Genomic DNA, 22777 nt, shown 5'->3' with positions numbered 1-22777 from the left:
GGCGTGTCATCGGTTGAGCCAATCGATGGCGGCCGCGAGGCAGATGACACCGGTGAAGCTGGCGGTGGTCTTCTCGTAGTGGGTAGCGATAGCCCGCCACTCCTTAAACCTGGCCCAGAGGCGCTCGACCTGGTTGCGGTTGTTGTCGATCCAGCATGGGCAGGCGACGGCCGCCTCATGGCGCTGGGGCGGGATCGCGGGCCGTGCGCCCATGGTCCAGATGTGCTCACGAAAGGTGTGGCTGGTGTAGCCACTGTCACCCACGACCCACTTGGGCACGCCGGGCAACCCGTCGAGCCGCGAAATCGCATGGGGCAGTTCATGGGCCTGACCGGGCGCCAGCCGGAAGGCGATGGTGCGGCCTCGCCCGTCGGCGATCACGCAAGCCTTGGTGCCATAGCCGCCACGCGAGCGGCCAAGTGCTTCACGATGATCTCGCTCGGCCGCAGATCCCCCCTTTTGGCGGCCCCGGCCGCCTTCTGATGAGCCCGCACGTTCGTTCCGTCGAGGAACACCAGCCCGAGTTGACAGCCGCGCTGTTGCACCAGGGTGAGCAGCCGCTCCCAGACACCGGCCCGGGACCAGCGGATGAAGTTCTGGGCGGCCCGCCACCATGGACCCATTCCCTCCGGGATCGCCCGCCATTTGGCCCCGTTCTGATGCCGCCAGAGGATCGCCGAGAGGGTGCGTTGCAGATCCTGGGGCGGCGTCTTGGCCTTGGGCCACCAGGCCTCGACCAGGGGCTCCAGTTCAGACCATTGCGCGTCACTTAGCATTATCCCTCCCGCAATCAGAGAGACGAAAACGCAAAACAAGCCAGTCCGTTCAAGCAACGACAAATCCTAGGTATTATCAGACCGTCGATCGCCATTGAGACGTCGGAAGGAAATGATTTCGCCAAGGCGATGCTCGCCATAAGTACGGAATACTTCGGTTTCTAATTTACCGGCATTTCCATTTTGCATTGTGATACCTTTATCAGCAGTATGGATAAGGATAATGCAACTTTTGATACGTGAACCAATGAGTCTTCTCATGCTGGCAACGCGACCACCCGAATGGTTTGGGGCTGACAGGGCCCTTATGGTGGGGCTGAGGTGGCAACGGTTTCGCTGCCATGGCATACCGTCCATATGTCGATCGATGCACCCCACCCCTACTCCATCACGATAGAGCCGCTGAAGAAGCCCGAGGGGCACTTCGGCTGGGCTCTTCGGAAGCACGGCAAACTGACTGAGCGGTCTGACCGTGCTTTCACCAGCGAGGCCAAAGCGCATGAGAGCGCGCTGAAGGCCATCGAGCGCGAGCAGACCGGCTTCGGAAGCCGTTAACATACCGAGCGTCGAGCCCACTCTGCTCATGGGCTCGGGGATACGGATCACCGACGTTGAGCCGCTCGTGGCTCAACGTCGGGTTCTGCTTTGTTCATACAGGCAAAACCGGCTCGACGCGGTGGGATCGGCGGTCTTCGGAGCTTTAAGGGCTGGCCGCTCCTATCGCGCATTCGAGCGAGCGGCCCAATATGATCAAGCAAAGAGGATGTTGTCGATCACGTCAGCGAATTTCGCTCCGACCAGAGTGATCGAAGCATCATCGCCGACTTCTATGACGGTGTTTTGGCCCTGCATCGATAGTGAGACGTGCTCCGGGTTGATGCCGATGAGCTTGATGACATCGGATAGCTCGCCGGTCGCGTGAAAGTTGCGAATCGTATCATTTCCCCCGCCGCTGAAGACAAAGGTGTCCTGTCCGAAGCTTGTGAAAAGGTCGTTCGCATCCGTGTCGGCGACGGTGATGCCCTTTTGAAATGCAACGGCTGTTTTCGATCCATTTGATTTCAAGATTTCGGTCAGGGCAAGGGCGCCATCCTTGTACGTATTGGTGTACAGTCCATCGGGTTTGTCGAAGATTTTCGTCTTCGTACCATCGACGGAAACATTAGTGGTCGATGTAATTTTTCCTCCAGATCCATATTCATGCGCGATCGACGAACCATCTTCGAAAATGGTGTTGTCGCTCGACGGAATATAGCCCCCGCTTTTATAGTGCGTAGTTGTCCGACTCCCGTCGGAATTGAAATTTAATTCGAAATAGAGGTGGCCATTAGAGTCGTAACGGGTTTCTTCGACCAGCTTGCCGTTGGCATCCGAAAGCAGGTGCCGCTCCGCCGCTTTCGCTCCCGAGTAGTCGTATCGCACATCCAGAAAGCCGCCGTCGTCTTCCGGGAGATTCATCTTGACGATTCTGGAAGATGAATCGAGCTGGTAGGTCGCCGTGTTGAAAACAGCTGCATGGGGTGTTTGGGGCGTGACGGAAAATGTTCCAGGAGCGTAGACCTGCGTACGGATCTCCGGGGGGGACTCATAGGTATCGGTCCAGGTCTCTATGCCCGAACCATCGATATTTACGGACAGACTATGAGATATATTGCTCTGTTGAGAGGAATATTTCGAATAAGAGCCGTCCCGCTCATAAGTAGAGGTGGCGACATTGTTGGCATCGCCTGACGTGTTCCTGATGAGGTACCCATCATCATCATAATAATTCCTCTCAAACGAAGCGCTGTATAACCCCTTCCCCGATTCTGAGAGGTGCCCGTTTTTAAAATTCCAGTATTGTCCGCCCTCGTAATTGGTAGTATTGATGCGGGTATTGATCTTGAAGTTGCCATTGCTGCCTCCGCTGAGAGCGGCAGAAAAACTTGTGTGAGGGTAGAACATCGAATCATCCCTAAGATCCTGATTGCTATCAGCGCTGGGATTTATCAACGAAAGGTTTCAAGGGGTGGCTCAAATAACGCGTTAACCATGGATGGGCCCATTCATCGCGAATGGTCACTCCCTTCTGCAAGCGTTGCTGCCTCATTAGTTTGAGCTGGCCTATGGTCGGCGCCGCCCCGCTCGAGAACCACATCGAGCGTATCGAGCGGCTCAAAGGCGAGTCGGTCGGGGTCATCGGTGAGATTGGATGACGAGATCGACGGTGCGGTGATGAAGTCGTCAATATCGACGGTGCGGTGATGAAGTCGTCAATTCCGTATTGCGTGCGGCGCGCCGGGCGTTTTGCTGTCGATCCGGACATCGGCCGCCGACCGGAAAATTTCGAGCCGGGAGACGCGGGTAGCCGTTCAGGCGACAGGGCGTCCGGTATCATTCGCAGAACAAGGACGCCCATTGTTGCCGACGCCGAGCGAAACATTCCCTGCACACCACCTGCTGCTTGCGGCAGACTCTGTTGGGCGGGGCAACCGACCGGCCCAATCCATGATGAGGAATCGATGCAGCTATTCGGCTGCGCTGCGAATGTCGCGGCCGACCGGGATTCCGGCGATGACGAGGCTCGGAAGCCGGACAACCTTCGACATGTCGAAAGCGAAGTCCTGAAATGTGTCGTAAGAGATGATGTTGTGCTTGCGAACTTCCGTATCCGGGAAACCCGTGAGGAGAAAAATCGGCCCTCCGTTCTCATCTTGAATGAGACACGTTCCGTCATTGAGATCCGGGCCCCTGAGAATTTGATCTACGCTTTCGAGCTCGATGATACCCTCGCCTGAGGAAAAAAGAGCTTGGTAGACAGCTGGGCTGACAATGTGGCGGCGCATCCCATGATAGATCAACCAGATTTCGGGTGTGTTGGGCACCTGAATCCGAGCGCCGTTAAGGGCAGATGCGGCAGAAGCGTTCATCAGCGTGACTCTAATCCATTGCAAATGACATCAACGGCGCGCGGGATCTTTTTCTCGCAATGACATAATCCGCGTATGGCCGTCTGAGCTGCCTTCACCGCAACGGGTCTACGACCTGATGCGGAACCCACTCCTACTCACGTCGCTTGAACGGGTGGCTCAGGCGCCAACTCAACGAAGCGTGGATCGCTCGAAGTTCGGCCGTTTTTGCCGCGAGCTCTGCAGCCATCGCAGCCATTTCCTGTCGGCCCTGCTCCGTCTCCGATCGTGCGTGGTCGAGACTGACTGCCAGTTCGGCAACCGATTGCTGCAGCTCTTCGACCTTTGCATCCGAACGCCGCTTGCTCAGCCGTTCTTGCCAGCGCAGTTCGGCAATGGTGGTGATCAAGCTACCCCGCGCTGTTTTCAAGGACGCTGCAGCGTCCTCTCTCATGTGCTCGTTCAGCTCGTGTGCTTGTGCCAACGCAGCCTTCGCCGTCGTCAACTCGGTTGCGATTGATTGCTGTTCGCCCTGCAATTGCTGATGCGATCGGCGATTCTGTTCCCGCTCCATCTCAAGGCTGTAGCGTTCGGCGGCCAACAGGACGCGCAGCTGTTGGGCGGCCTGCCGCAAAGCCTCGTCCGCCTCGACGCGCAAGGTCGTCCGCAATTGTTCGATTTCCAGCGCTGCGGCCGCCTGCTCGGCACGGAGCCCGACGAGATTCTTCTCTGCCGAAGCGCAGGTCGTTGCGAGCGCCGCAGCCTGCTCCCGCCACCGCGTCGCTTCCGTCGTCAGGGCAGCGATGCGTCCATCCCTCTCCGCTGCGACTTCCTCATACCGTTGCACCCGCCTCTCGAAGACTTCGGTGCTTTCGCGCTGCCGTTGTTCATGCGCGACCGCTGCCGCGCGCGCGGCCTCAAGAGCCGGTCCGAACAGGGCGGCGGCCTGCCGGTACGCACGACCGACCTTATCGAGCGTCGTTTGCGCCGCCTGGTTGCGACTGTCCGTGGCCAATGTCGTTACGGCTGCCCAAGCCTGTCGGCAGAGATCCGCCAGAGCGCCCGAACTCTTGTCCGCACGCTCCTTCGTCGTAGACGATGGAATGTCGGAGGCCTGAACGTCGGGCCGGCCCGTCAAACCGAAGTGATCGCATATCCTGTCGAGCACAGTGTGAGGATCTTGCAGGACCTCGTGGTGCATCACGACCACCCGTGCGATGCCGCGCGTTTCGCGTTCGGCATCCAGAACGTAGCGCAGCCAGAGCATGAGCCCTTCCTGCAAGGACAGGTCGTCGTAGGCAGCAAGGGAGGCCGCGACCTCGTCCGGGTGACGGACGACCAGAATGCAGGCGATGCGGCACCGCAGGCTCGAGAGAGCCTCCATCCAAACCGGAAGCAGGAGGCCGACACTCGGCTCCTCGATGAGAAGCCGACGATGTTCCAAGATCGGGTTGACGAGACGTCGGAGCTCGGCGGCGAAGGCGATGCGCTTCAGCGGCGTTGCCCGTTCCGGTCCCGTCGGCAGGGGGTCGTTCCGGCTTGTCCCGAGCTCCGCTAAAAACCTGTCGTGCAGCGGCAGCAACGCGGCACTGCATCCACCCTCGTCCGGCGAATCTTCCGGGGAGGCAAAAGGTCGGCCACCATCCAGCCTGCGGAGCGACGACGCCAGGATGGATGCAGCACCGTGCGGCACGCTAACCAGCAGGACGGAGGCGCGTTCACCCCAGCCGGTCGGCTGAACCGCCGGCGCGTGGATGGTGGGCGAAGACGATGCGGTCAAACGACGGCGAACCTTTGCTGAATCCGCTCAGATCCAATTGTAGTCAAAGTTTTCATGGATCCTGGTCAGATTGGGTGAGTAATACGGGTCGCGATGCAGGCGGTTTCCCCACTTCCGCGTCATGATCTCCGTTTCGGTGCGAAGCCGCGCCAGTTGTGCCGCGGTGACATCGCGGCCGCGCGAGCTGCTCTCGTGATGGATCAGAGGGTGGAACGGACATACGATATTGCGGTAGCCCGCAGCGTCGACCTTGAGGCAGAAATCGACGTCGTTGAAGAGCACCGGCAATGATTCGTCCAGACCACCGACGGCCTCGTACAGCGATCGCCGGATAAGAAGGCACGCTGCGGTGACTGCCGAAACGTTGTGGACGAGCGCCAGCCTGCGTCCATAACCGATCGCGTCTCCCTCGGAAAACTTGTGTGAGTGCGCTGCAACGCCGCCGACGCCGACAATTACGCCGCCGTGCTGGACGCGTCTATCGGGAAACAGCAATTTGCTTCCCACGCAGCCGATGCCCGGATGCAGCGCCCAAAGGGCCATATCCGTGAGCCAGTCTGAAGAGTTGATCTCCACGTCGTTGTTGATCAAGCCGACCACTTCACCGTGGCAGAGATCGACCGCCCGGTTGTTGAGCAGCGCGAAGTTGAACGGGCCGGGCTGGTCGACGACGCGGATCCGCGGGTCGCTGCGCCAGCTCTCGAACAGCTCCAGCGTCTCGGGCTCACGCGAATCGTTGTTGACGACGATCACTTCGTAATCGTCGTAGGCCGTGTGCGTGATGATCGAGCGGACGCACAGGCCAAGCAAGTCGGCTCGATCACGCGTCGGTACGATCAGCGATACCGTTGGAGCCGGTCTCGTCGGGCGGTGGCGCAGGTGCAGGCCGACGCCCGGCACCGGATCGACACGCATTTCTATTCGTGTCCGAGCCAAATGCTCGCGAAGGATCGTCGCGAGGCCGGGTGTGCCGTGAACGGCATCCGTACCGCATCCGGCGTGAAGCAGGACACGGGAGAGATGCCCGATGGCCGCGGGGGCGAGCCGGCTGGTGATCCTGAGCGTGAGATCGTACCCCACGCCCTCGGCTGCCACCTCGCGCCAGCCGCCGACGGCGCGGACATCGTCGACGCGCATGAAGGCTGGCCGTTCAACGTAATCGAAACCGAGCAGTGCTTCCGGAGAGAAGTCAGGTTTGAAAGTTGGATCTTTACGAAGCCCTTCGGCATCGAGCCGGTCATGGTCGGCGTAGACGAAGCGTAGATCTGGTTTCCCGCCGAGATGGGCCGCGACTTCGGCGAGTGCATCGGCCGCGAGGAGGTCACCGGGTAGCAGGCAGGCGAGCCAGTCCCCGGTTGCCCCAGCGAGCGCGAGGTTGAAGGCGGCCGCCCACGTGCTGTTCGGCGGCCGGTGCAGCAACGTCACGCGCTCGCAATCTTCGATAACCGAGGCGAGCGAGCCTACCGCTTCATCGGGACATGCCCCGATGAGAACGACCTTCACGGTCCAGAAGGGGTAGGTCTGACACTGGAGACTCGCGAGCGTCGCCCGCGCGCTCGACAGCTGTGAGGGTTCAACCCTCATCACCAGATCGAAACCGGGAGACCGGCCACTCGGATCGTGGCGGGCTGCGGCGTGAGATCCTGCCGTCCAGGCGAGCCAATCCTCATAGCCTCGCTTGCCAATCACATGACCGCCAAGATCGCGGCTCAACCGACGCGATAGGCGAAAGGTTTGGGCTTCGGGATCGCCGGGACGCAAAGTCGGCAGAGTGTGATCGTCGAGCCAGCCTGTCGCGCGCGCGCCGACGATCGGCCTCAGCATGTCCTCGACGGCATTCCTCGATAACGGTCTCGCTTTCAGAAGGAGCGGCCTCGCGAGTTGGCCCGGTGCCGTCAGCTCCCATCGTACATGCCGGATGCGATCCGGTGCCGCCAGAAAGACTGGGTAGCGCCGCCGCCCTCTCGGGGCCAGCCGCAGCACATGCGCGTCGCTGAACCCTTCGCCATAGTCCACGGCGAGACTTGCGCTCCCCTCCCCGCCATCGATCGCCATTCCCAGGTCGAGATGGCAGAATGCCGATGGGCCCGCCTGCGGGAGACGGAACAGCACGGAGCCTCCCGTTGCTGCGAGACGGACCTCGCCGGTGGCGTCGCCGGTCGTGATGCCCGCGAGGTCAAGGATCTCGAGGCCATCCGCAACCCGTGCAAAGGTCTGCAGCGGGTCGAGATCTCTCTCTGCCAAAGGAGCCTCGCCGGCAAAGCTCTGAAGCGCGTGTGACAGGGCGCCGGCCGACCACGGCGTCTCCGCGCAAATTCGGTGCGTCGCGACCATCTGGCTTCCGAGGACGCGGGCGAGGACGGTCAGTCGCGGCTGCTGCGGCGCTGTCTCCAGCGAGAAGGTCTGCTCGGCCCAGCTCTGTAAATCTGGATCGCAGAGATCGATCGGCGCATCGAAGCAGCCGTCCAGCAATGGCTCCGCCGTCGATACGGCGAACTCCCGTGATCCCAGAAGATCCACGATCAACTGATCCGGCGGGGTCCCCTCGCCGCCATCATAGGGGCGCGGCAGGCGTCCCAGGACGAGCAGGTAGAGCCTGCTTCGAGCGGCACTTGTCACGATGCGGCCGCCCCTCGGCTGGCATTTCGACGGCATCGCCTCAGGTATCGGCACGAACGGTACAACGTCTGACTCAATCGACCACGCTAACTTTCGGAAGTGGCCACGGACATCTTTCGGCACCGTAGCGATCGGGATGCGCTCGCTCGCAACGAAGCCGGCCCAACCGGATGACGGGCGAACTCATGCGGAAACGCTATTGTACGCACGACGGCGGTTGTTCCGGCGATTTGCCCGAGAGACCGGCACCCGGCGAGGATCCACCGGTTGTTGCTGTACTCGGTAACGCCATGATCGATATGCGGAAATCTGCGAGGATCGAGAACTCGAAGCACGGCCGTCCCCACAACATCGATCGGGTTGCAGGCAGCGGAGCGTTCCGCGCAACGTCGATACGGGTTCGATCACGAGAGCGCGTCGCAAAAAGAGAACAGGCACGTGCATTTCGTGCAATCCCTGCCTTGGCGAATACGGCGGCTGTCGTGATCGTGGCCGGACGGCACCGCAGAAGACACGCTGTCGCGAGTCGCCCGATTGATCATGCGAAGTCTGCGCTTTTTGAGTGAATTCATGGTACGATTGCAAGTTTTAGATGTGTCGAGCAAAGCAGGCTCTTTGGGACCGAACCCCCCGGATAAGACGAACGTCGTCCGATCACAAACGCGGACCGAATCCGCTCGGCTGACCGAACACAATGGGTTGTTTGGAGTCTTCGTTCGGTTGAAACTTCCTGCCTTGCGGTTTAGGGAGGCCGCAGGCTCTGGCGCTTGAATTCCGATGCCGCCGCTCACTCTTCTGCCTTAAAGCGTTGCATGATGCGTGACGTCGAGGGCTGCCCCAAGTGACGCTAACGCAAACGGGCAGGTCGGAACGATCGATCGGATGCCCAAGCCGCAAAGAAGTTTCTAATGCGATCTGTTGTGGCACAGCACCCCACTGCGTTTGCGCAGTCTGAGGAAGAGTTGATCCGCTTGTCGGTGCAACGCTCCTTCAAAATCGGCGTGTCTGCATTGCATGAACTCCAGTATGCCTGGGACCGCGGGCTCTCGGCTCAGTTCGAGGCGGCCACGAAGGCGATCCTGGCCGTGACGGGACGTCTCATCATCTGCGGTGTCGGCAAGAGCGGCCATATCGGCCGTAAGATCGCCGCAACCATGGCCTCGACCGGAACCCCGGCCTTCTTCGTCCATCCGACCGAAGCGAGCCACGGCGACCTCGGCATGGTGACGTCTGCCGACGCTATCTTGGCGCTTTCCTGGTCGGGCGAAACGGCCGAATTGGCGGACTTGATCCACTATACGCGTCGCTTCCAGATCCCCCTGATCGCCATGACCTGGAACGAGCAGAGTACCTTGGCGCGCGCGGCGGACATCGTCCTGACGCTGCCAAAGGTGCGGGAAAGCTGCCCACACGATCTCGCACCGACGTCATCGTGCCTCGTTCAGCTCGCGGTCGGCGACGCTTTGGCGGTAGCGCTCCTCGATTGCCGCGGCTTCACGGCGTCGAGCTTCAAAATTTTTCACCCCGGGGGCAAGCTCGCGGCGAAGCTGAAACTTGTGCAGCAGCTCATGCACGGCGGCGAAGAGATGCCGCTGGTCCGCACCGGAACCCTGATGTCGGACGTGCTTCTGGCCATCGCCGGACGCAAGTTCGGCTGTGTGGGCGTGCTGGAGGATGATGGCAGGCTCTCAGGTATCGTCACGGACGGTGACTTACGCCGGCACATGGGCGATGCGCTTCTCCGCATGCCCGTTGACGATGTGATGACGCGGCAGCCGATCACCGTTCAGCCCGATCTGCTCGCCAGTTCGGCCCTCGACATGATGAACGCACGCCGGGTCACGGCCGTGTTCGTCGTCGACGCCGAAGGCTGCCCGATCGGCATTCTGCACGTCCACGACCTGATCCGTGCCGGGGTGATTTAACTGCCCCGCAGCGCCCGATCGCACCCGTTTTCGCTTCCCACGCAGAAAGGCCTCGCGCTGATGCCCGCCGCCCTCAAGATCTATGTCGGCTACGACACCCGGGAGGATATCGCTTGGCAGGTATGTCGGCACTCGCTGCGCCGTCATTCCAAGATCGATCTCGAAATCTATCCCCTCAAGCAGGCCACGGTACGGGAACTCGGCCTATACACGAGGCCTTCCGACAAGGGCGCGGCCACGGAATTCTCCCTGACGCGCTTCCTCGTACCCTACATTGCTGCCAGCGACGACTGGTCGATCTTCGTCGATTGCGACTTCCTCTTCACAGCCGACCTTGGGGCGATGATCGATCAGCTCGATCGAAACAAGGCGGTCTACGTGGTTCAGCACGAATACGTCCCGCGTACCGCCAACAAAATGGACGGACAGGTTCAAACGACTTACCCGCGCAAAAATTGGTCGTCGTTCATGGTGTTCAACGGGGCGCATCCCACCGTCAAAGCCCTCGTGCCCGATGTCGTGAATACGCAGAGCCCGGCGTTTCTGCATCGCCTCTCATGGACCGATGATGAGGCAATCGGAAGCCTGCCCCTCGGCTGGAACTTCCTCGAAGGCGAGTACGACAAGCCGGCAAGCCCGCCGGAGGCGATCCATTACACCAATGGCGGCCCCTGGTTCGAAAACTGTCAGGATGTCGATTTCGGCGATCTGTGGATCCGCGAGCGTGATCTGTACCAGCAATCCGCGACGGCGTGACGGAGTTGCGGAGCGATCCTGAGCAGGATCGACCCGCCCCAATACGATCGGTTCGGGCGCCCTGCGACTCATGATAGGAGCCGCAGGGCGATGAATATGGTGAAGGCGATCCCCTCTTTTGGATCGCTCTCCGTCGTGCGTCTCGCTTGACGGTGCCGTTACGGTCCGCGATGCGAAGGTTCTGGCATCGAACCTGGAAGCTAGCGATCCCGTACGTCGGTAGAGGTAGAACGTGGCCCTGATCTCGGACACCTATCGCCACCTCCAACAGGAGCTGCACGGACGCTTCAATTACGGCATCGGGGGGCATCGCTGGGTCGAGGGCGTCAAGCTCCTCATGGATGCATTCGTCTGTGAAAGCATCCTCGATTATGGCTGTGGTAGAGGGCTGCTCACGAAGGGCCTTCTCGCGAAGGGCATCGACGTCGTCACGTCCGAATATGATCCTGCGGTTGCCGGCAAGGATCTGCCGCCCGAGCCGGCAGACCTCGTGGTCTGCACCGATGTCCTCGAGCATATCGAACCGGATTGCCTTGACGACGTGCTTTCCGATTTGGCGCGCCTCACGAAGAAGGTGCTGCTCGTCAACATCTCGACACGGCCGGCTGTCAAAGTCCTTGCCGACGGTCGCAACGCCCACATTCTCCTGATGTCGCCCGATCAATGGCTCGTGCTGCTGACCGGCCGCTTCGGTGTGCGGCGCTGGGAGGTCGGCATCGACGAGGTGATTGCCATCCTGGTACCGCGCGCAGGGGATGCCGGACAGGATGCGCGGTCAGAGAACGGCCATGACGCGGTTCACAAGCTTGATCCCGTCAGGCAGGTCTTGAGCTTTCTCAAGCCATTCGATGTGGCGGCGAAGGAAGCCGAGGCACTCCAGGCCATCTCCCTCGAGGGCGATCAGGCTCGTCCAGACGACAAGGAACCCGTCAAAGCCGGGCTTGCCGGAAAGGCCGCGCCGAAGAACGCCTCACCCCCGCAGGGGTCTCTCGCCGGTGAACAACGGACCGCGCAAGACGCGCTGCGGAGGCAGGCGACGAGGCGCAAGCGGGCCGCGGCGACATTGTTGAGGCTCAGGGCCGAGCGAATGTCGAACAGGCGGAGCGAGGAGCATCACCGTTCCGTGGCGGATGCCGCTGCTCTCGAACTGGCCGCCCGGACCGCGGATCTCAAAGGCGCCAAGGATTCACTCGACCGGTTGCAGCGGCAGTTGAGGATCGCGGAAACGGCGGCCAGTGATGCTCGATCCGAAGCTGATCGCCTACGATCTCAAGGGGACGACCACCTCGCCCGACTCGCGGCAAGCGAAATCGTCAACGAGAGCCTTTCAGCCGAACTGGCGAAAGCGCGCGAAATGGCGTCGCTCGTCGCTGTTCCCGAGCAAGACGCTGCTGAGCCGGCCGAAGATGCCTTGGCCGAGCATCCGGCTGACGAGCCCGCCCCCGTTGAGCCGGTGCCCGTCGCGGGACCCCGCGGCGCTTGGCTCACCCTTGCCAACGATACGCTGCTGGGCTGGGCGATCCACCGCGACGCGTCGCCGGTGGCAGCCCTCGTCGAGGTCGAGATCGAGGATCAGTTCACCACGGTGGTCATTGCCAATCATGCGATGGGCGCTGGCCTTGTCGGCCCGCCCGAGGCCGCGGGTTGTGGCTTCGAAGTGCCACTCGCGCATCTGGTGAAGGGTGATGCGCCGCAGACGATCCGATTGCGCTTGGCCGAGACAGGGGAAACGCTTGCCGGGACACCGATTACGGTCAAGAGAGGCGGGCAGGGTCTTGAGATCGTCGACGATGCGGCGCTCCTCGCCGCGACGGTGACACCGACGAAGCCCCCGGAAGAGCCGTCGCTGAACGAACTCAAGGCCGCGGCGAAGAAGGGCGATTACAGAGTCTGGCATAGGCTCTACGGCGAGGCCGCGCCCGACATGATCACCCGTCGAGCCGACGAAGCCGAGGTGAACGCGATCCGTATCAGCGTCATCGTGCTCGGCCTGCCGGATCATGCCGCCGCGATGGAACGCACCCTGGCCTCGTTGACGGCTCAGGCATACGGCCACTTCGAGATCGTTCTCGCCGGCCCTGTCCCCACGGCGTTTGCGCGCTCGCCCATCGTGGTGCGCGCGAGCGACGGCGACCTCGGCACACTGCTCGCTCAGGCTAAGGGCGAGTACGCGACCTTCGTCATGGCTGGTGACGTCCTTGCGCCCCACGCGCTCGTCACCGGCGCTGCCTTCATCCGGGCGAATCCGGATGCGGGCCTCGTCTACTCCGACGAGGACCACATCGATGCAGGCGGGATCCGGAGTGATCCCTACTTCAAAGGCGGATGGGACCCGGATCTCGCCGCCGCTCAGGACTATTTCTGCCGCGCGGCGTTCGTGCGGGTCGCCGAGGCCCTCGACTGCGCCGGCACTGAGGCTGCCAATCATTTCGGCCTCTATCGCACGCTGTTGCGCCACCGGACCGTGTACCGACAGCCCGTCGTGCGCTGCCCCTTCGTCCTCTACCATCGTGCGGTCGGGGCGACAGCGCACGACGACGACGAGATGCTGACGGCGCGCGTCGTCGGCGATCTGCTGACGATGGACGGCTCCGAAGTCTGCCCATCCGTTTCACGGATCGGTCGCTCCATGCGACGCGTCGTCTTTCCCGCTCCCTCCACACCACCTCTCGTATCGGTCGTGATACCGACGCGGGACGGCGCCACCCTGTTGCGATCCTGCGTCATGGGATTGCTGCACCGGACCCGCTATCCCGCGATCGAAGTCGTGATCGTCGATAACGGCAGCGTCGAGCCGGAGACTTTCGCTCTCTTCGATGAATTGCGTCAACTTTCGCGGGTGAAGATCGTCCTCTTCCCAGGCCCATTCAATTATTCGGCGATCAACAATTTCGGCGTAGAGCAATCGTCCGGATCGATGATCGTGCTGATGAATAACGATATCGAGATCAGCGACGAAAACTGGCTCGATGCCATGGTTGCTCAGGGCGTACGATCCGATGTCGGTGCGGTGGGGGCCAAGCTTCTCTACGCAGACGGCACCATTCAGCACGCGGGCATCGTTCTCGGGGTCGGCGGAATCGCGTCCCATATCTTCAAACGCATGCAGGATGGCGTCGGCGGGTACCATCACAGGCTGACCGTGACGCAGGAATATTCCGCTGTCACCGCCGCCTGCATGTTGATGCGACGCCAGGTCTGGGACGAGGTCGGGGGGCTGAGCTTGGATTTCCCGGTCGCCTTCAACGACGTTGATCTTTGCTTGCGGATCCGTGCCGCCGGTTATCGCATCATCTGGACGCCCCAAGCCTCACTGTATCACTTGGAATCGGCGTCGCGGGGCCGCGAAGACAATCCGGACAAGCAGAGACGGTTCGCCGACGACAAAGCGAAGATGATGCAGCGCTGGCGACCCGTGATCGTGGACGACCCATTCTTCAATCCCAACCTCGCTTTGACCAGCACCGCCTGCCTGCCGGCATTCCCACCTCGCACGGATCTGTCGTGGTACCTATGACCGAGATCGATGACGCGGGGATTGCCGAACCCCTGACGGCTATGGCCTTGCCTCACGATCCACCGGATTCGGGATGGCTCTCGGTCGATGCGGACGAGGATCGCCTGCTCTGCAGACTGACGACTGCGGGTAGGATCGGTAACGACGCCGCGCCGGCCTTGTCGGTTCAGATCGGAAGGCAACGTCTCGGAGTTGTTCGTTGCCAGCCCGTGCTGGACGGTGACGCCCTTTTCGCGATTCCCTCGGCGGCACTGAGGTCCTTCGTTCGGCTTTCCGAACATGTCGGGCCGCCCAGCGTGCGGCTTTCGCTCGACGGTCAACCGGACTTGTCCGCATCGGTCCCAGTGGACACTTTGTGCGAGACCGATGGTCGGCGTCCAGCGGCCTTCTATGAGTCGGGGGGCAGCGGCCTCAAGCTCGCCGATCTGTGGCTTGCATCGGATGCGCAGCTTCGCCTCAGGTTCGAGGGTTCGGCCAGCGACACAGGTGACGAGACCTTGAATCTCGCAGCCTACCAGATCGTCGGCCGAACTGCTGCGGTGAGGGAGGTTGGCCGGGGCGACGTCACGTCAGGAAGCGGCCTGGGGATCTGCACGATCGGCCTCGCCAATCCGCTCGGGCCGGTGCTGCTCGTGGCGACGGACGCCGAGCTGACCATCCGCTCCCTCAACATCATCCCGTTCCCCTCGCTGCTCAGGGGAGGGTTGCACCATTGGGAGCTTCGCGCGGCAGCGGTCGCGGCCGACGATATGCGGGACGTTGCGAACGTATCGGCAGCGTATCTCAGTGCCTTCCTACGCTCGCGGCATCACCAAGCACGGCGCATCGACGCGATTCAGATCGACGCGCGCGATGCGGCCGGCAACGAAAGCATCTTCACCGGTGCGGTCCTCGACTGGCTCACAGGCCTGATGGGGGTGGCGGTGCGCCTCGACCGGGAACCCGCCGATGACGAGTTGGCCGAGCACATCGCTTCCCTCTTGCCTCATACGGGGGAGGAGGAGCGGAAGCCCGGCAGTTCCCTCTCACTGCCGGCCGATGCGATTCCGACCCTCCACGCGCTGGTCTCGGCACTCGATGACGATTCTCCGAAGGAGATGCCATCGCGCGTCGATTCGGGGGCCTGCGCATACATCGTGCAGCCGCGATTCAGTAAGGGGGCGGTCTGGTCGGTATGCATGCCGTGGCGTCCAGGCGTCATGGAGGCTGCGCAGCCCATCGGGCATGCCTGCGGCATCCCCCGTCTTAACACGGGGAGAGCGATCCCGTCCGGACGGACCATTGTCCGCACCCGGTCCATGGCAATTCGGCAAATTGACCTGCTGACGATGGCTGACCCGGCCAGATTGTTTCCGATGGGAGCAGCATCGCCGTCGGTGTTGACCGGACAAAGCGAACCGTTTTCCGAGTCGATATCGGTCTGTATCGCCCTCGACAGCATCACCGACAACGTAGCCCCCCTTATCGATTCGCTCAGATTTCAATCGGCGCGTCCCACGGAAATCGTCTTGGTAGGCACGGCATCGAGTCTCGACGAATTGCCGCCGACCACGCAACACGCCTTGCGTTCGGCGTTCCCAAAGGAGGTTCGCTATCGAGTCTGCGATCCATCCGCGACCCGGGGGACCGCTCTCTCGGATGCCGCCGAGCAAGCCTCGGGCGAGGTGCTCGTATTCGTCTCACCCAGCACGGTGCTCACAGACCGCCGAACACTGGATGCTCTTGCGTCGCTGACGACGATGGAGGGTATCGCGAGCGCAAGCGCCATGTTGCTGCGAGCGTTGGGCGACCGGCTCGGTTTCTGCGGTGCGGGATATTTCCTCGCTGGTCTCTCCTTTTCTACGTCGCCAGCTTTAGCCTACGAAGCACTGCCGACAGACGAAGTGCTCGCCATGGCAACTTATCCAGTCGCGGCGAATACGAGTCTTCTGATGGCATCGCGCAAGCGAGTTTTCCAAGAAGTCGGTGCGTTCTCATCTGAATATCAATCAACTTCGAACACCGACATCGATTTTGGATTGCGGGCCATCCAAGCCGGCTACCTCAACCTATGCAGCACCGCGCTGACGGCCATTGCGGGTGAAACGGCGCTGCCCGGAACACTCGATATCGATCTGCTTGGACGCTTCCCACGACTCGACCTCGATCGCCTCGTTGAATCCACGACCATTCTGCGCAGGTTGAAGTGACCACGATCTGCATCGTCATCCAGTCGCCGGAATTCGTGTCCTCGGCAGGCATGCGGATCCGTTATCTGCGCTTGGCTTCCGCCGCCCCGCTTGGCACGACAATCACCTACGCACCGATTGCGGAGCTTTTACAAACGAAGACATTCGACGCAGAAATCTACATTTTTTCGAAGACTTTCATGTCTGAAGCTCTCATTCTTGCGTGTCATCTGAAGAAAATCGGCAAGCTTGTCGGTCAGGATTTTTTCGATGATTACTTTAGTCAGATGGACGACGCGCGCCTCGCGCGTTTCCAATGCTGGGTTCGGGAGATGGAACCGTTCACGGATTTCGTGCTCGGAACGACGGAACGCCTGACCTCGGTCATCGCCGAGTACATGCCCAGTGCCCCGATCACGATCGTCCCCGATCCGATCGAGGCATTCGATCGAAGCGATCTGGCACATCGTGTGTCCGATAAGATCCGGACGGCGAGCGCGTCGCGTCGGCTGTCGATCTATTGGTTCGGGATCGGCGATAATCCCTTCTTCTCCGTCGGCGTCCGCGACCTTGTCGCCTACGGCGGAGATCTGGCGCGGTTCAAGGCGCTCGGCTGGGACGCGACCTTGACGGTTCTGACAAATACCAGGGCGCTGTCGAGTGAAGGGCTCGCCCTGCTGCGGACGCTGCCGATCGATTTCCGCATCATGGAATGGACGGAGGCGCGCGAGGACGAGAGCCTCAAGGCCGCTGATGTCGCCTTCATTCCCGTCGGTGGGCAGGGCTTCAGCCGCGCCAAGTCGCTGAACCGTTGCCTGACTGCGTTGCTTCGCGGCTGCCAGGTTCTCTCGCGAGGCTACCCTCTGTACCGAAGCCTCGGTGAATTTGTTTATCGGTCGGCCGATGATCTGGTTGCCGATCTCGAGCTCGGCCAAGTCAAGCTCCGAGGATCGCAACTCCCGCGCCTCTACGAATTGCTCGACGCCCATGCAAGCCCGGCGGAGGCTGCGGCAACTTTCGGAAGCGCTGCCACCTCGCTACCCATGCGCCCGTCGGAGAAGGACTCCTCGCGCCGCGCAGGACCGCCGCTCTGTCTGATCCATGGCAGAAACTCCGATACGTCGATTCATAAACTGGCAGCGCGTTTCGGTGGCCTTTCTGTCCGCAGCCCTTTTCATGAAAAGACGCTGAATTATCAGCTTCGGTTCGATTCTATCGGTGGCGAACTCCGTTGCCGGATTGAGAAATCGCGGATGAAGTTTCTGGATCCCGACCTTGCCACGGCGGCAATCGACGTCGGTCGCATCATGGACCTTGAGTTCTGCGATCTACCTTTGAGCCGTATCATGGGATGGAACGATCCGTTTCCGCTCGCAATGGGAAGCGATCGGTTCAGCTGGCTCGCAGTCTATCCGAGCGTCATGGGAGTGATCCGCACGGCCTGCCAACGCCTGTTCCCATCGGCGTCGGTCATCGTGAGCGAGCAGCATCAATTGGCGTTGGCCACGATGCATGGCGACGCCTATCCGCGTGCGACGACCGCGATCCGGAGCGGTGTCGCATGAGGGCGCCGCCTTCCATCGTCTTTCACGTTCACCTCGTGCAGGACGTGGCGATTCTCCAGCCCTTGATGAAGCTGGCTCGGTCGCTTCCGGGATCGCGATGCGAGGTGCTCGTCTCGGCAGAATTCGCCAAACTCGACGCGACCGGACGCTGGGCGACCGAACTGAGCAGGTTGTGCGCGGAGCTCGACGTACCCCAGACGCATTACGCGTCGGAGTACGAGGCCTACCGCCATCTCCAGAATAAGCGTGGGCTCATCATTGCCGGCAGCGAGTCGAATCTGCCCAATCATGCGGTCACCCACCGCCTGTTTGCCTCCGCTCCGAGCTCGTTCACCACCGTCACGTTGCAGCACGGGTTCGAGTGTGTCGGCTTCCTGCACAACGTAGCGCACGATGCTTCGGCAGGACTTGCTGTGCGCTTTGCCGCTGATGTGATCGTCGGCTGGTTTGCGCCGGCGCGCCTGAGTTCGATCACAGCCTCGGAACGGGCCAAGCTCTACGTTGCGGGTCCGCCGGCCATGATCGAGATGAGGCCGCGCACGCGCCGAAGCGCCATGACAGACGGCTTCGATCCCGACGCCTATGAAGGCATGGTCTGCGAGAATCTCCACTCCGTGCGGTTCAAGTCGGCAACGACACGATCTGGGTTTCTCGAGGAATTCACTCAGTTCGAGCGGCGTGTGAAGGCGCTCGGCACGCGGGTCCATCTCCGCTCACATCCAGCCGGCCAGTTCACCGAGAAGAACGCGATTGCCCTCGAAGCCTGCACCGTGCGCAGCACGCAGCCGCTCTACCAGATCGATCTCACCCGTTTCGCCTACGCAATCTCAGCACCGTCCTCCATTCTGTTCGATTTCATGCTTGCCGGCGTGCCGGTCGCTGTCTGGCACGACGGCGACAACGCCATCGACCTTCGCAACTTCGCCTCCTTTGCCCGCGTCTCAACCGCCGAGAATTGGTGGCGCTTCGCCGTGGCAGCATCCGCCGATCCCGGCCGGTTCGTATCCCGGCAAGATCGCTTCATCAGGGGACTGCTGATCCCCGACGATGTACACCAGCGCTACGCCGCACTGCTGTCCGCAGCTTAGAAGAGGCACATTTGTTCGGGCGGAGGGAGACGGAAGGGCTTGGAGATCGACCCCGACCGGACACAAGAACAGCTGGAGCCACGGCACGACCTCCGGGCCCGGCGCAACGTCCACCCGGCGCGCATCGTGGAGGCGCTCTTCGCCCCGGTGCATCGAGGTTCTATGATGCACGAGAGGAGTATCAATCCGTGAATCTGTTCGACATCGTAAACCGGAAGGATCGCGCCCTCAAGGTCGAGGCCGGACAGGTCGAGACGACGCGTGGAAGCGGATCACGCGCCTTTCTGGGCATTGCGCTGGGTGCCGGTGCCCGATTCCGCTTACTCGACGCGCACGAGTTCACCGCCCTGCATCGGTATCCGCGCGTGCCGAACTGGGCGGTCTACGCAGCCGGCGATCCAGCGCAGAAGCCGGATCTGATCGTGAAGCTCGAAGCGTCCGACGGGCGATCACACCTGTTGTACCCCTCACCCGGCACGACATGGCCTGACAACGCGATCAGCCTGGACTGGCCAGCTTGGATCGGGTTCGCGCCCGGGTTTGACCTCGTGATCGAGAATCGCGGTGGCACAGCCTGCGAGCTAGCGACAACCCGACTTTTCAATCCTCGCCTCAACCTGCGACCATTGCTGCAGGGCGATGGGATTGAGGTCGGACCCGGCACCAACCCCTTCGTCAAGACCGATGCGAACACCTCAGTCCGATATGTCGAGGCGGCGCCGATCGAGACGTGGGTCAGCAACTACGGCAAGTCATTGGATGCCGAAAATCTTAAAGATCTATGGGCATCTTACATCATTGGCGATGCCGTTACGCTTGACATCATATCGGATGGCTCCCTCGATTTTATCTTCTCTAGCCATGTGTTCGAGCATCTCAATAACCCCATTCAGGTTCTCGAGAACTGGTCCGGCAAGCTGAAAGCCGGAGGCTTCGTCGCGGCCGTCATTCCCGATCTCAGGTACTGCTTCGATCTGCGCCAGCCGCCCAGCGATCCGAGTGACTGGATCGAAGAGTACGCCTCACAGGCAGACGAACTTTCGCTGGCCAAGTATGAGAAATGGTGTCGATACACTGCTCCCTACGCAACGCCGGATAGCCTAATCGAGAGAAATTACTCAATTCATGCGCATTATTATACATCAGATACAATCATTGAGCTTGCGAAGGTCGTGCAGAAGCGCGGGTGGTATGATCGTATGTTCCTGAACGCGTCACCGAACAACAAGGACTTCGGTATCGCGCTGCGGCGGAGCGCCCAGTAAAGGAACGAGGCTACCCGACGTGGCCGGTGCCGGGATCTGCGCGAGCTGGGCATGTCTAAGGCGACCAACAGTCCGCTTGGGCCCCGCCGGTCCCCCCCCCCATTGCGGAGGAATGCTGCTGGTGGTTTTGGCAACGACGCCTTTTGTCAGTGCGCCTTGATCGCTTTGAGGGTCGCGGACATCGGCGTACCGTTGAACGGCGGGGCGAGCGATGGCCGACGATAATCGCCGCTGATCTGTGCCGAGTTCGCGGTATTGCCGGTACCGACGCCGGCCCAATAATAGGCCGCCGTGGCCTTCTCCCCGCCCGAGGCCACGTTCCGTACAAAAGTGTTGTTGTTGGAGGGGTGGGCCAAGCCGTTGTCGGCCGCACCGAAGGCCCATGTCGTGTTTCGATCGTATTCGCCGAGGCAGTTGACCTCGGTGACGCTGTTGCCGACCACCATGTTGTCGGCGCTGGCCTTCGCGGAGCCGCCCCACACCGTGATGCCACCGATCCCGGGGCAGGTCACAGCGTTGCTCGACACGGTGTTGTTCGACGCCCCGTGGATCAGCTTGATCCCGAATTGATAGGATACGCGGACGGTGTTGCCCGCAATCTTTCCGCCGCTGGCCTGGAAGTCGATCCCCTCGCCCACACCGATGACGGTGTTGTCGGTTACCGCCACGTCGATCGCTGAAGGCAGCACCGTGATGCCATCGCTCTGGTAACCATAGGATGCACGGAAGGCCGCCGTCACGAGCAGGTTTCGAATCGTGTTGCCCGTGATCTGGACGCGACGGGACGCCACCCCACTCACCAGATTATCGTCGATCGCGATACCGGTCAGTTGTGAGGTCGAACCGGATCGGTCGAGGAGCCCGTCCCGGATCACATTGTCTTGAACCCGTGCGTCGGTGCTGCTGTCGATTTCGATCAGATTGCCAGCGTTGAAGCCTGATAGGTCCAAGCGCTCAACCAGAATTCCCGACGCGCGCGTCACCGCGACTGCCCGGGTGAACGAGTCCGGGGCCGAGGTAAACGCGACACCGAACCCCCGGAGTACGATGTTACGGCCCTGATCGGACCGGATGAGGGTATCGGAGGCGTTGGACGCCAGCACGGTGGCGGAAAAGTCGGTCGCGTTGGCAACGAAGCGCCCGGTCCCGTCGCCGATGATGCCACCGGTGACGGCCAGCGTCAGGCGCGCGCGCAGGGTGCAGATACGGCCGGAGGGGAAGGTGACCAGGCGTCCGGTGGCGAGTGCCGACTGCCACGCCACCGTGTCAATGTCCTGGTTGAGCGCGGTGACCAGCGTTGCGCCGTAGACAGATTGCGCGGCTGCGAGTGTGGTGTAGCGCGTCGACAGGGGACGGGCTGTCCCATCGCAGATCGCCCCATAATTCATGGGTGACTTGGTGTCAGGGTCGATCAGAAACGGATGATCTGACAGGCCGGCACCGGCAATCCGGGTCGTGCCGATCGTGTCCCGGTTAGCGGTCGGGCGGCGGATCGCGGGCGCATCGACCGGGATCATTCGACCGAGAGGTCCAAGGCTTGTGCTGTCCGACGGCGTTCCAATGAGCAGCGCTTGGTCAGCACGGGCGGGCGTGGTGATGATTATGGGAGCCGTCGCAGTGAGCGCAACGAGACAGCACAGCGAAGCCATGCGTAAGTTTCCGATTTCCCATACCATGTCGGACGCCGCACTTCGGGTGTGAACAGGCCGGATTGCGCACCCTCGCCGACGCGATGCTCTCATTGGAACAAGGCGCAACCGTGAACGCGATAGGGTGCATCGCTGACAAGCGGAGTCGCCAGCTACGACCATGATCCGTGGGGTATTCATCCCGCACCAGGAGGGATGCATCGAAGGGGAAACGTTGGGGCTGGTGCGTCCAGCCTAGTCGGCTGAACCCGAATGGATGATTGCCCCGCAGGGCCCTAAGTCGGCGGGCAACGTCACAAAGCTCGACGAGGAACTGCAGATAATAGCGCCGCTCGCCATCATGGTCGCATCATCCGACGCTCTCGCCGATCGTGATGCACTGACCGTCGAGCTCGGTGGCAGCGAAGGAGGCTTACACTCCGACAGATACACGCCCTGCCTCGACGAAATGCTCGCCAATCCGGCGGAACGGGCGGTCGTTGCGCCAGCAGCTGGACCGGACGCTGGCCGTGTAGCTTGCCGATGGGTACGTGAGAGCCGCCGCCACATGATGCCCTCAGGCAGCAGGTTGCAGAATCCGTCAGGGGCGTCCTGCAATTTCGAGAGCTGTAGATAGCTGCAACGCGACGACGAAGGCACCGCCTGTTCGACGCCAGCCCATTCCCCACACCTCCAATAGGCCTCGAGAGGTAGACCCGAACGCTGCCGTTAGGCAATCGAGAGCTCGACAGTGACTTCATTGCCTTCAAACAGCGTTCATCTACAATTAATGCGATTTAAG

Annotated in this window: 14 protein-coding genes; 8 read left to right on the top strand and 6 right to left on the bottom strand. The window is 61.5% G+C overall.

The window, feature by feature from the left end; genetic code table 11:
- Window positions 1-6: 6 nt before the first annotated feature.
- Window positions 7-776 (bottom strand): IS5 family transposase gene (locus OWC43_RS12575; protein ID WP_393956929.1). Its coding sequence is split into 2 segments (ribosomal slippage): window positions 7-461 and window positions 461-776, totalling 771 coding nucleotides; the frame shifts between segments, so codons are not numbered across the junction.
- Window positions 777-1133: 357 nt separating this feature from the next.
- Between OWC43_RS12575 and OWC43_RS12570 the strand changes: the two genes are divergently transcribed.
- Window positions 1134-1331 carry a hypothetical protein gene (locus tag OWC43_RS12570; protein ID WP_137830822.1) on the top strand — a complete coding sequence of 66 codons (198 nt, stop codon included), beginning with the start codon at window positions 1134-1136 and terminating at the stop codon, window positions 1329-1331.
- 195 nt (window positions 1332-1526) lie between these two features.
- On the opposite strand, the gene OWC43_RS12565 is transcribed toward OWC43_RS12570, so the two are convergent.
- The 4 genes from OWC43_RS12565 to OWC43_RS12550 all read right to left on the bottom strand — a co-directional run bounded on the left by OWC43_RS12565 (window position 1527) and on the right by OWC43_RS12550 (window position 8099).
- A complete protein-coding gene (locus tag OWC43_RS12565; RefSeq protein ID WP_393956928.1) occupies window positions 1527-2720 on the bottom strand; it encodes a hypothetical protein in 1194 nt (397 codons plus the stop codon).
- A 563-nt stretch (window positions 2721-3283) separates the two neighbouring features.
- Entirely contained in the window at window positions 3284-3685 is a 402-nt protein-coding gene (locus OWC43_RS12560; RefSeq protein ID WP_137830825.1) for a hypothetical protein, read from the bottom strand.
- A 133-nt stretch (window positions 3686-3818) separates the two neighbouring features.
- Complete coding sequence (locus OWC43_RS12555; protein ID WP_393956927.1) at window positions 3819-5444, bottom strand: hypothetical protein; 1626 nt, start codon at window positions 5442-5444, stop codon at window positions 3819-3821.
- Window positions 5445-5471: 27 nt separating this feature from the next.
- Window positions 5472-8099: a glycosyltransferase gene (locus tag OWC43_RS12550; protein WP_393956926.1), complete on the bottom strand. Its 2628-nt coding sequence runs from the start codon at window positions 8097-8099 to the stop codon at window positions 5472-5474.
- A gap of 884 nt (window positions 8100-8983) precedes the next feature.
- Between OWC43_RS12550 and OWC43_RS12545 the strand changes: the two genes are divergently transcribed.
- The 7 genes from OWC43_RS12545 to OWC43_RS12515 all read left to right on the top strand — a co-directional run bounded on the left by OWC43_RS12545 (window position 8984) and on the right by OWC43_RS12515 (window position 20347).
- Entirely contained in the window at window positions 8984-9988 is a 1005-nt protein-coding gene (locus OWC43_RS12545; protein WP_393956925.1) for an SIS domain-containing protein, read from the top strand.
- A 60-nt stretch (window positions 9989-10048) separates the two neighbouring features.
- Window positions 10049-10744 carry a glycosyltransferase gene (locus OWC43_RS12540; RefSeq protein WP_210236221.1) on the top strand — a complete coding sequence of 232 codons (696 nt, stop codon included), beginning with the start codon at window positions 10049-10051 and terminating at the stop codon, window positions 10742-10744.
- Between the two features lie 232 nt (window positions 10745-10976).
- A complete protein-coding gene (locus tag OWC43_RS12535; protein WP_393956924.1) occupies window positions 10977-14261 on the top strand; it encodes a glycosyltransferase in 3285 nt (1094 codons plus the stop codon).
- The gene (locus OWC43_RS12530; protein ID WP_393956923.1) at window positions 14258-16450 is read left to right on the top strand and encodes a glycosyltransferase family 2 protein; all 2193 of its coding nucleotides are present in this window, start codon (window positions 14258-14260) and stop codon (window positions 16448-16450) included. The genes OWC43_RS12535 and OWC43_RS12530 overlap by 4 nt, the downstream gene beginning before the upstream one ends.
- Window positions 16447-17994: a hypothetical protein gene (locus OWC43_RS12525; protein ID WP_393956922.1), complete on the top strand. Its 1548-nt coding sequence runs from the start codon at window positions 16447-16449 to the stop codon at window positions 17992-17994. The genes OWC43_RS12530 and OWC43_RS12525 overlap by 4 nt, the downstream gene beginning before the upstream one ends.
- The gene (locus OWC43_RS12520; protein ID WP_393956921.1) at window positions 17991-19082 is read left to right on the top strand and encodes a hypothetical protein; all 1092 of its coding nucleotides are present in this window, start codon (window positions 17991-17993) and stop codon (window positions 19080-19082) included. The genes OWC43_RS12525 and OWC43_RS12520 overlap by 4 nt, the downstream gene beginning before the upstream one ends.
- 188 nt (window positions 19083-19270) lie before the next feature.
- The gene (locus tag OWC43_RS12515; protein WP_137830833.1) at window positions 19271-20347 is read left to right on the top strand and encodes a methyltransferase domain-containing protein; all 1077 of its coding nucleotides are present in this window, start codon (window positions 19271-19273) and stop codon (window positions 20345-20347) included.
- Window positions 20348-20493: 146 nt separating this feature from the next.
- Here OWC43_RS12515 and OWC43_RS12510 read toward each other — a convergent pair whose 3' ends face one another.
- A complete protein-coding gene (locus tag OWC43_RS12510; protein ID WP_171015535.1) occupies window positions 20494-21996 on the bottom strand; it encodes a right-handed parallel beta-helix repeat-containing protein in 1503 nt (500 codons plus the stop codon).
- Between the last annotated feature and the right edge of the window lie 781 nt (window positions 21997-22777).

The organism is Methylorubrum sp. POS3 (genome assembly GCF_043352485.1).
Taxonomy (GTDB): Bacteria; Pseudomonadota; Alphaproteobacteria; order Rhizobiales; family Beijerinckiaceae; genus Methylobacterium; species Methylobacterium suomiense.
This window is presented reverse-complemented; position numbering and strand designations above follow the sequence as displayed.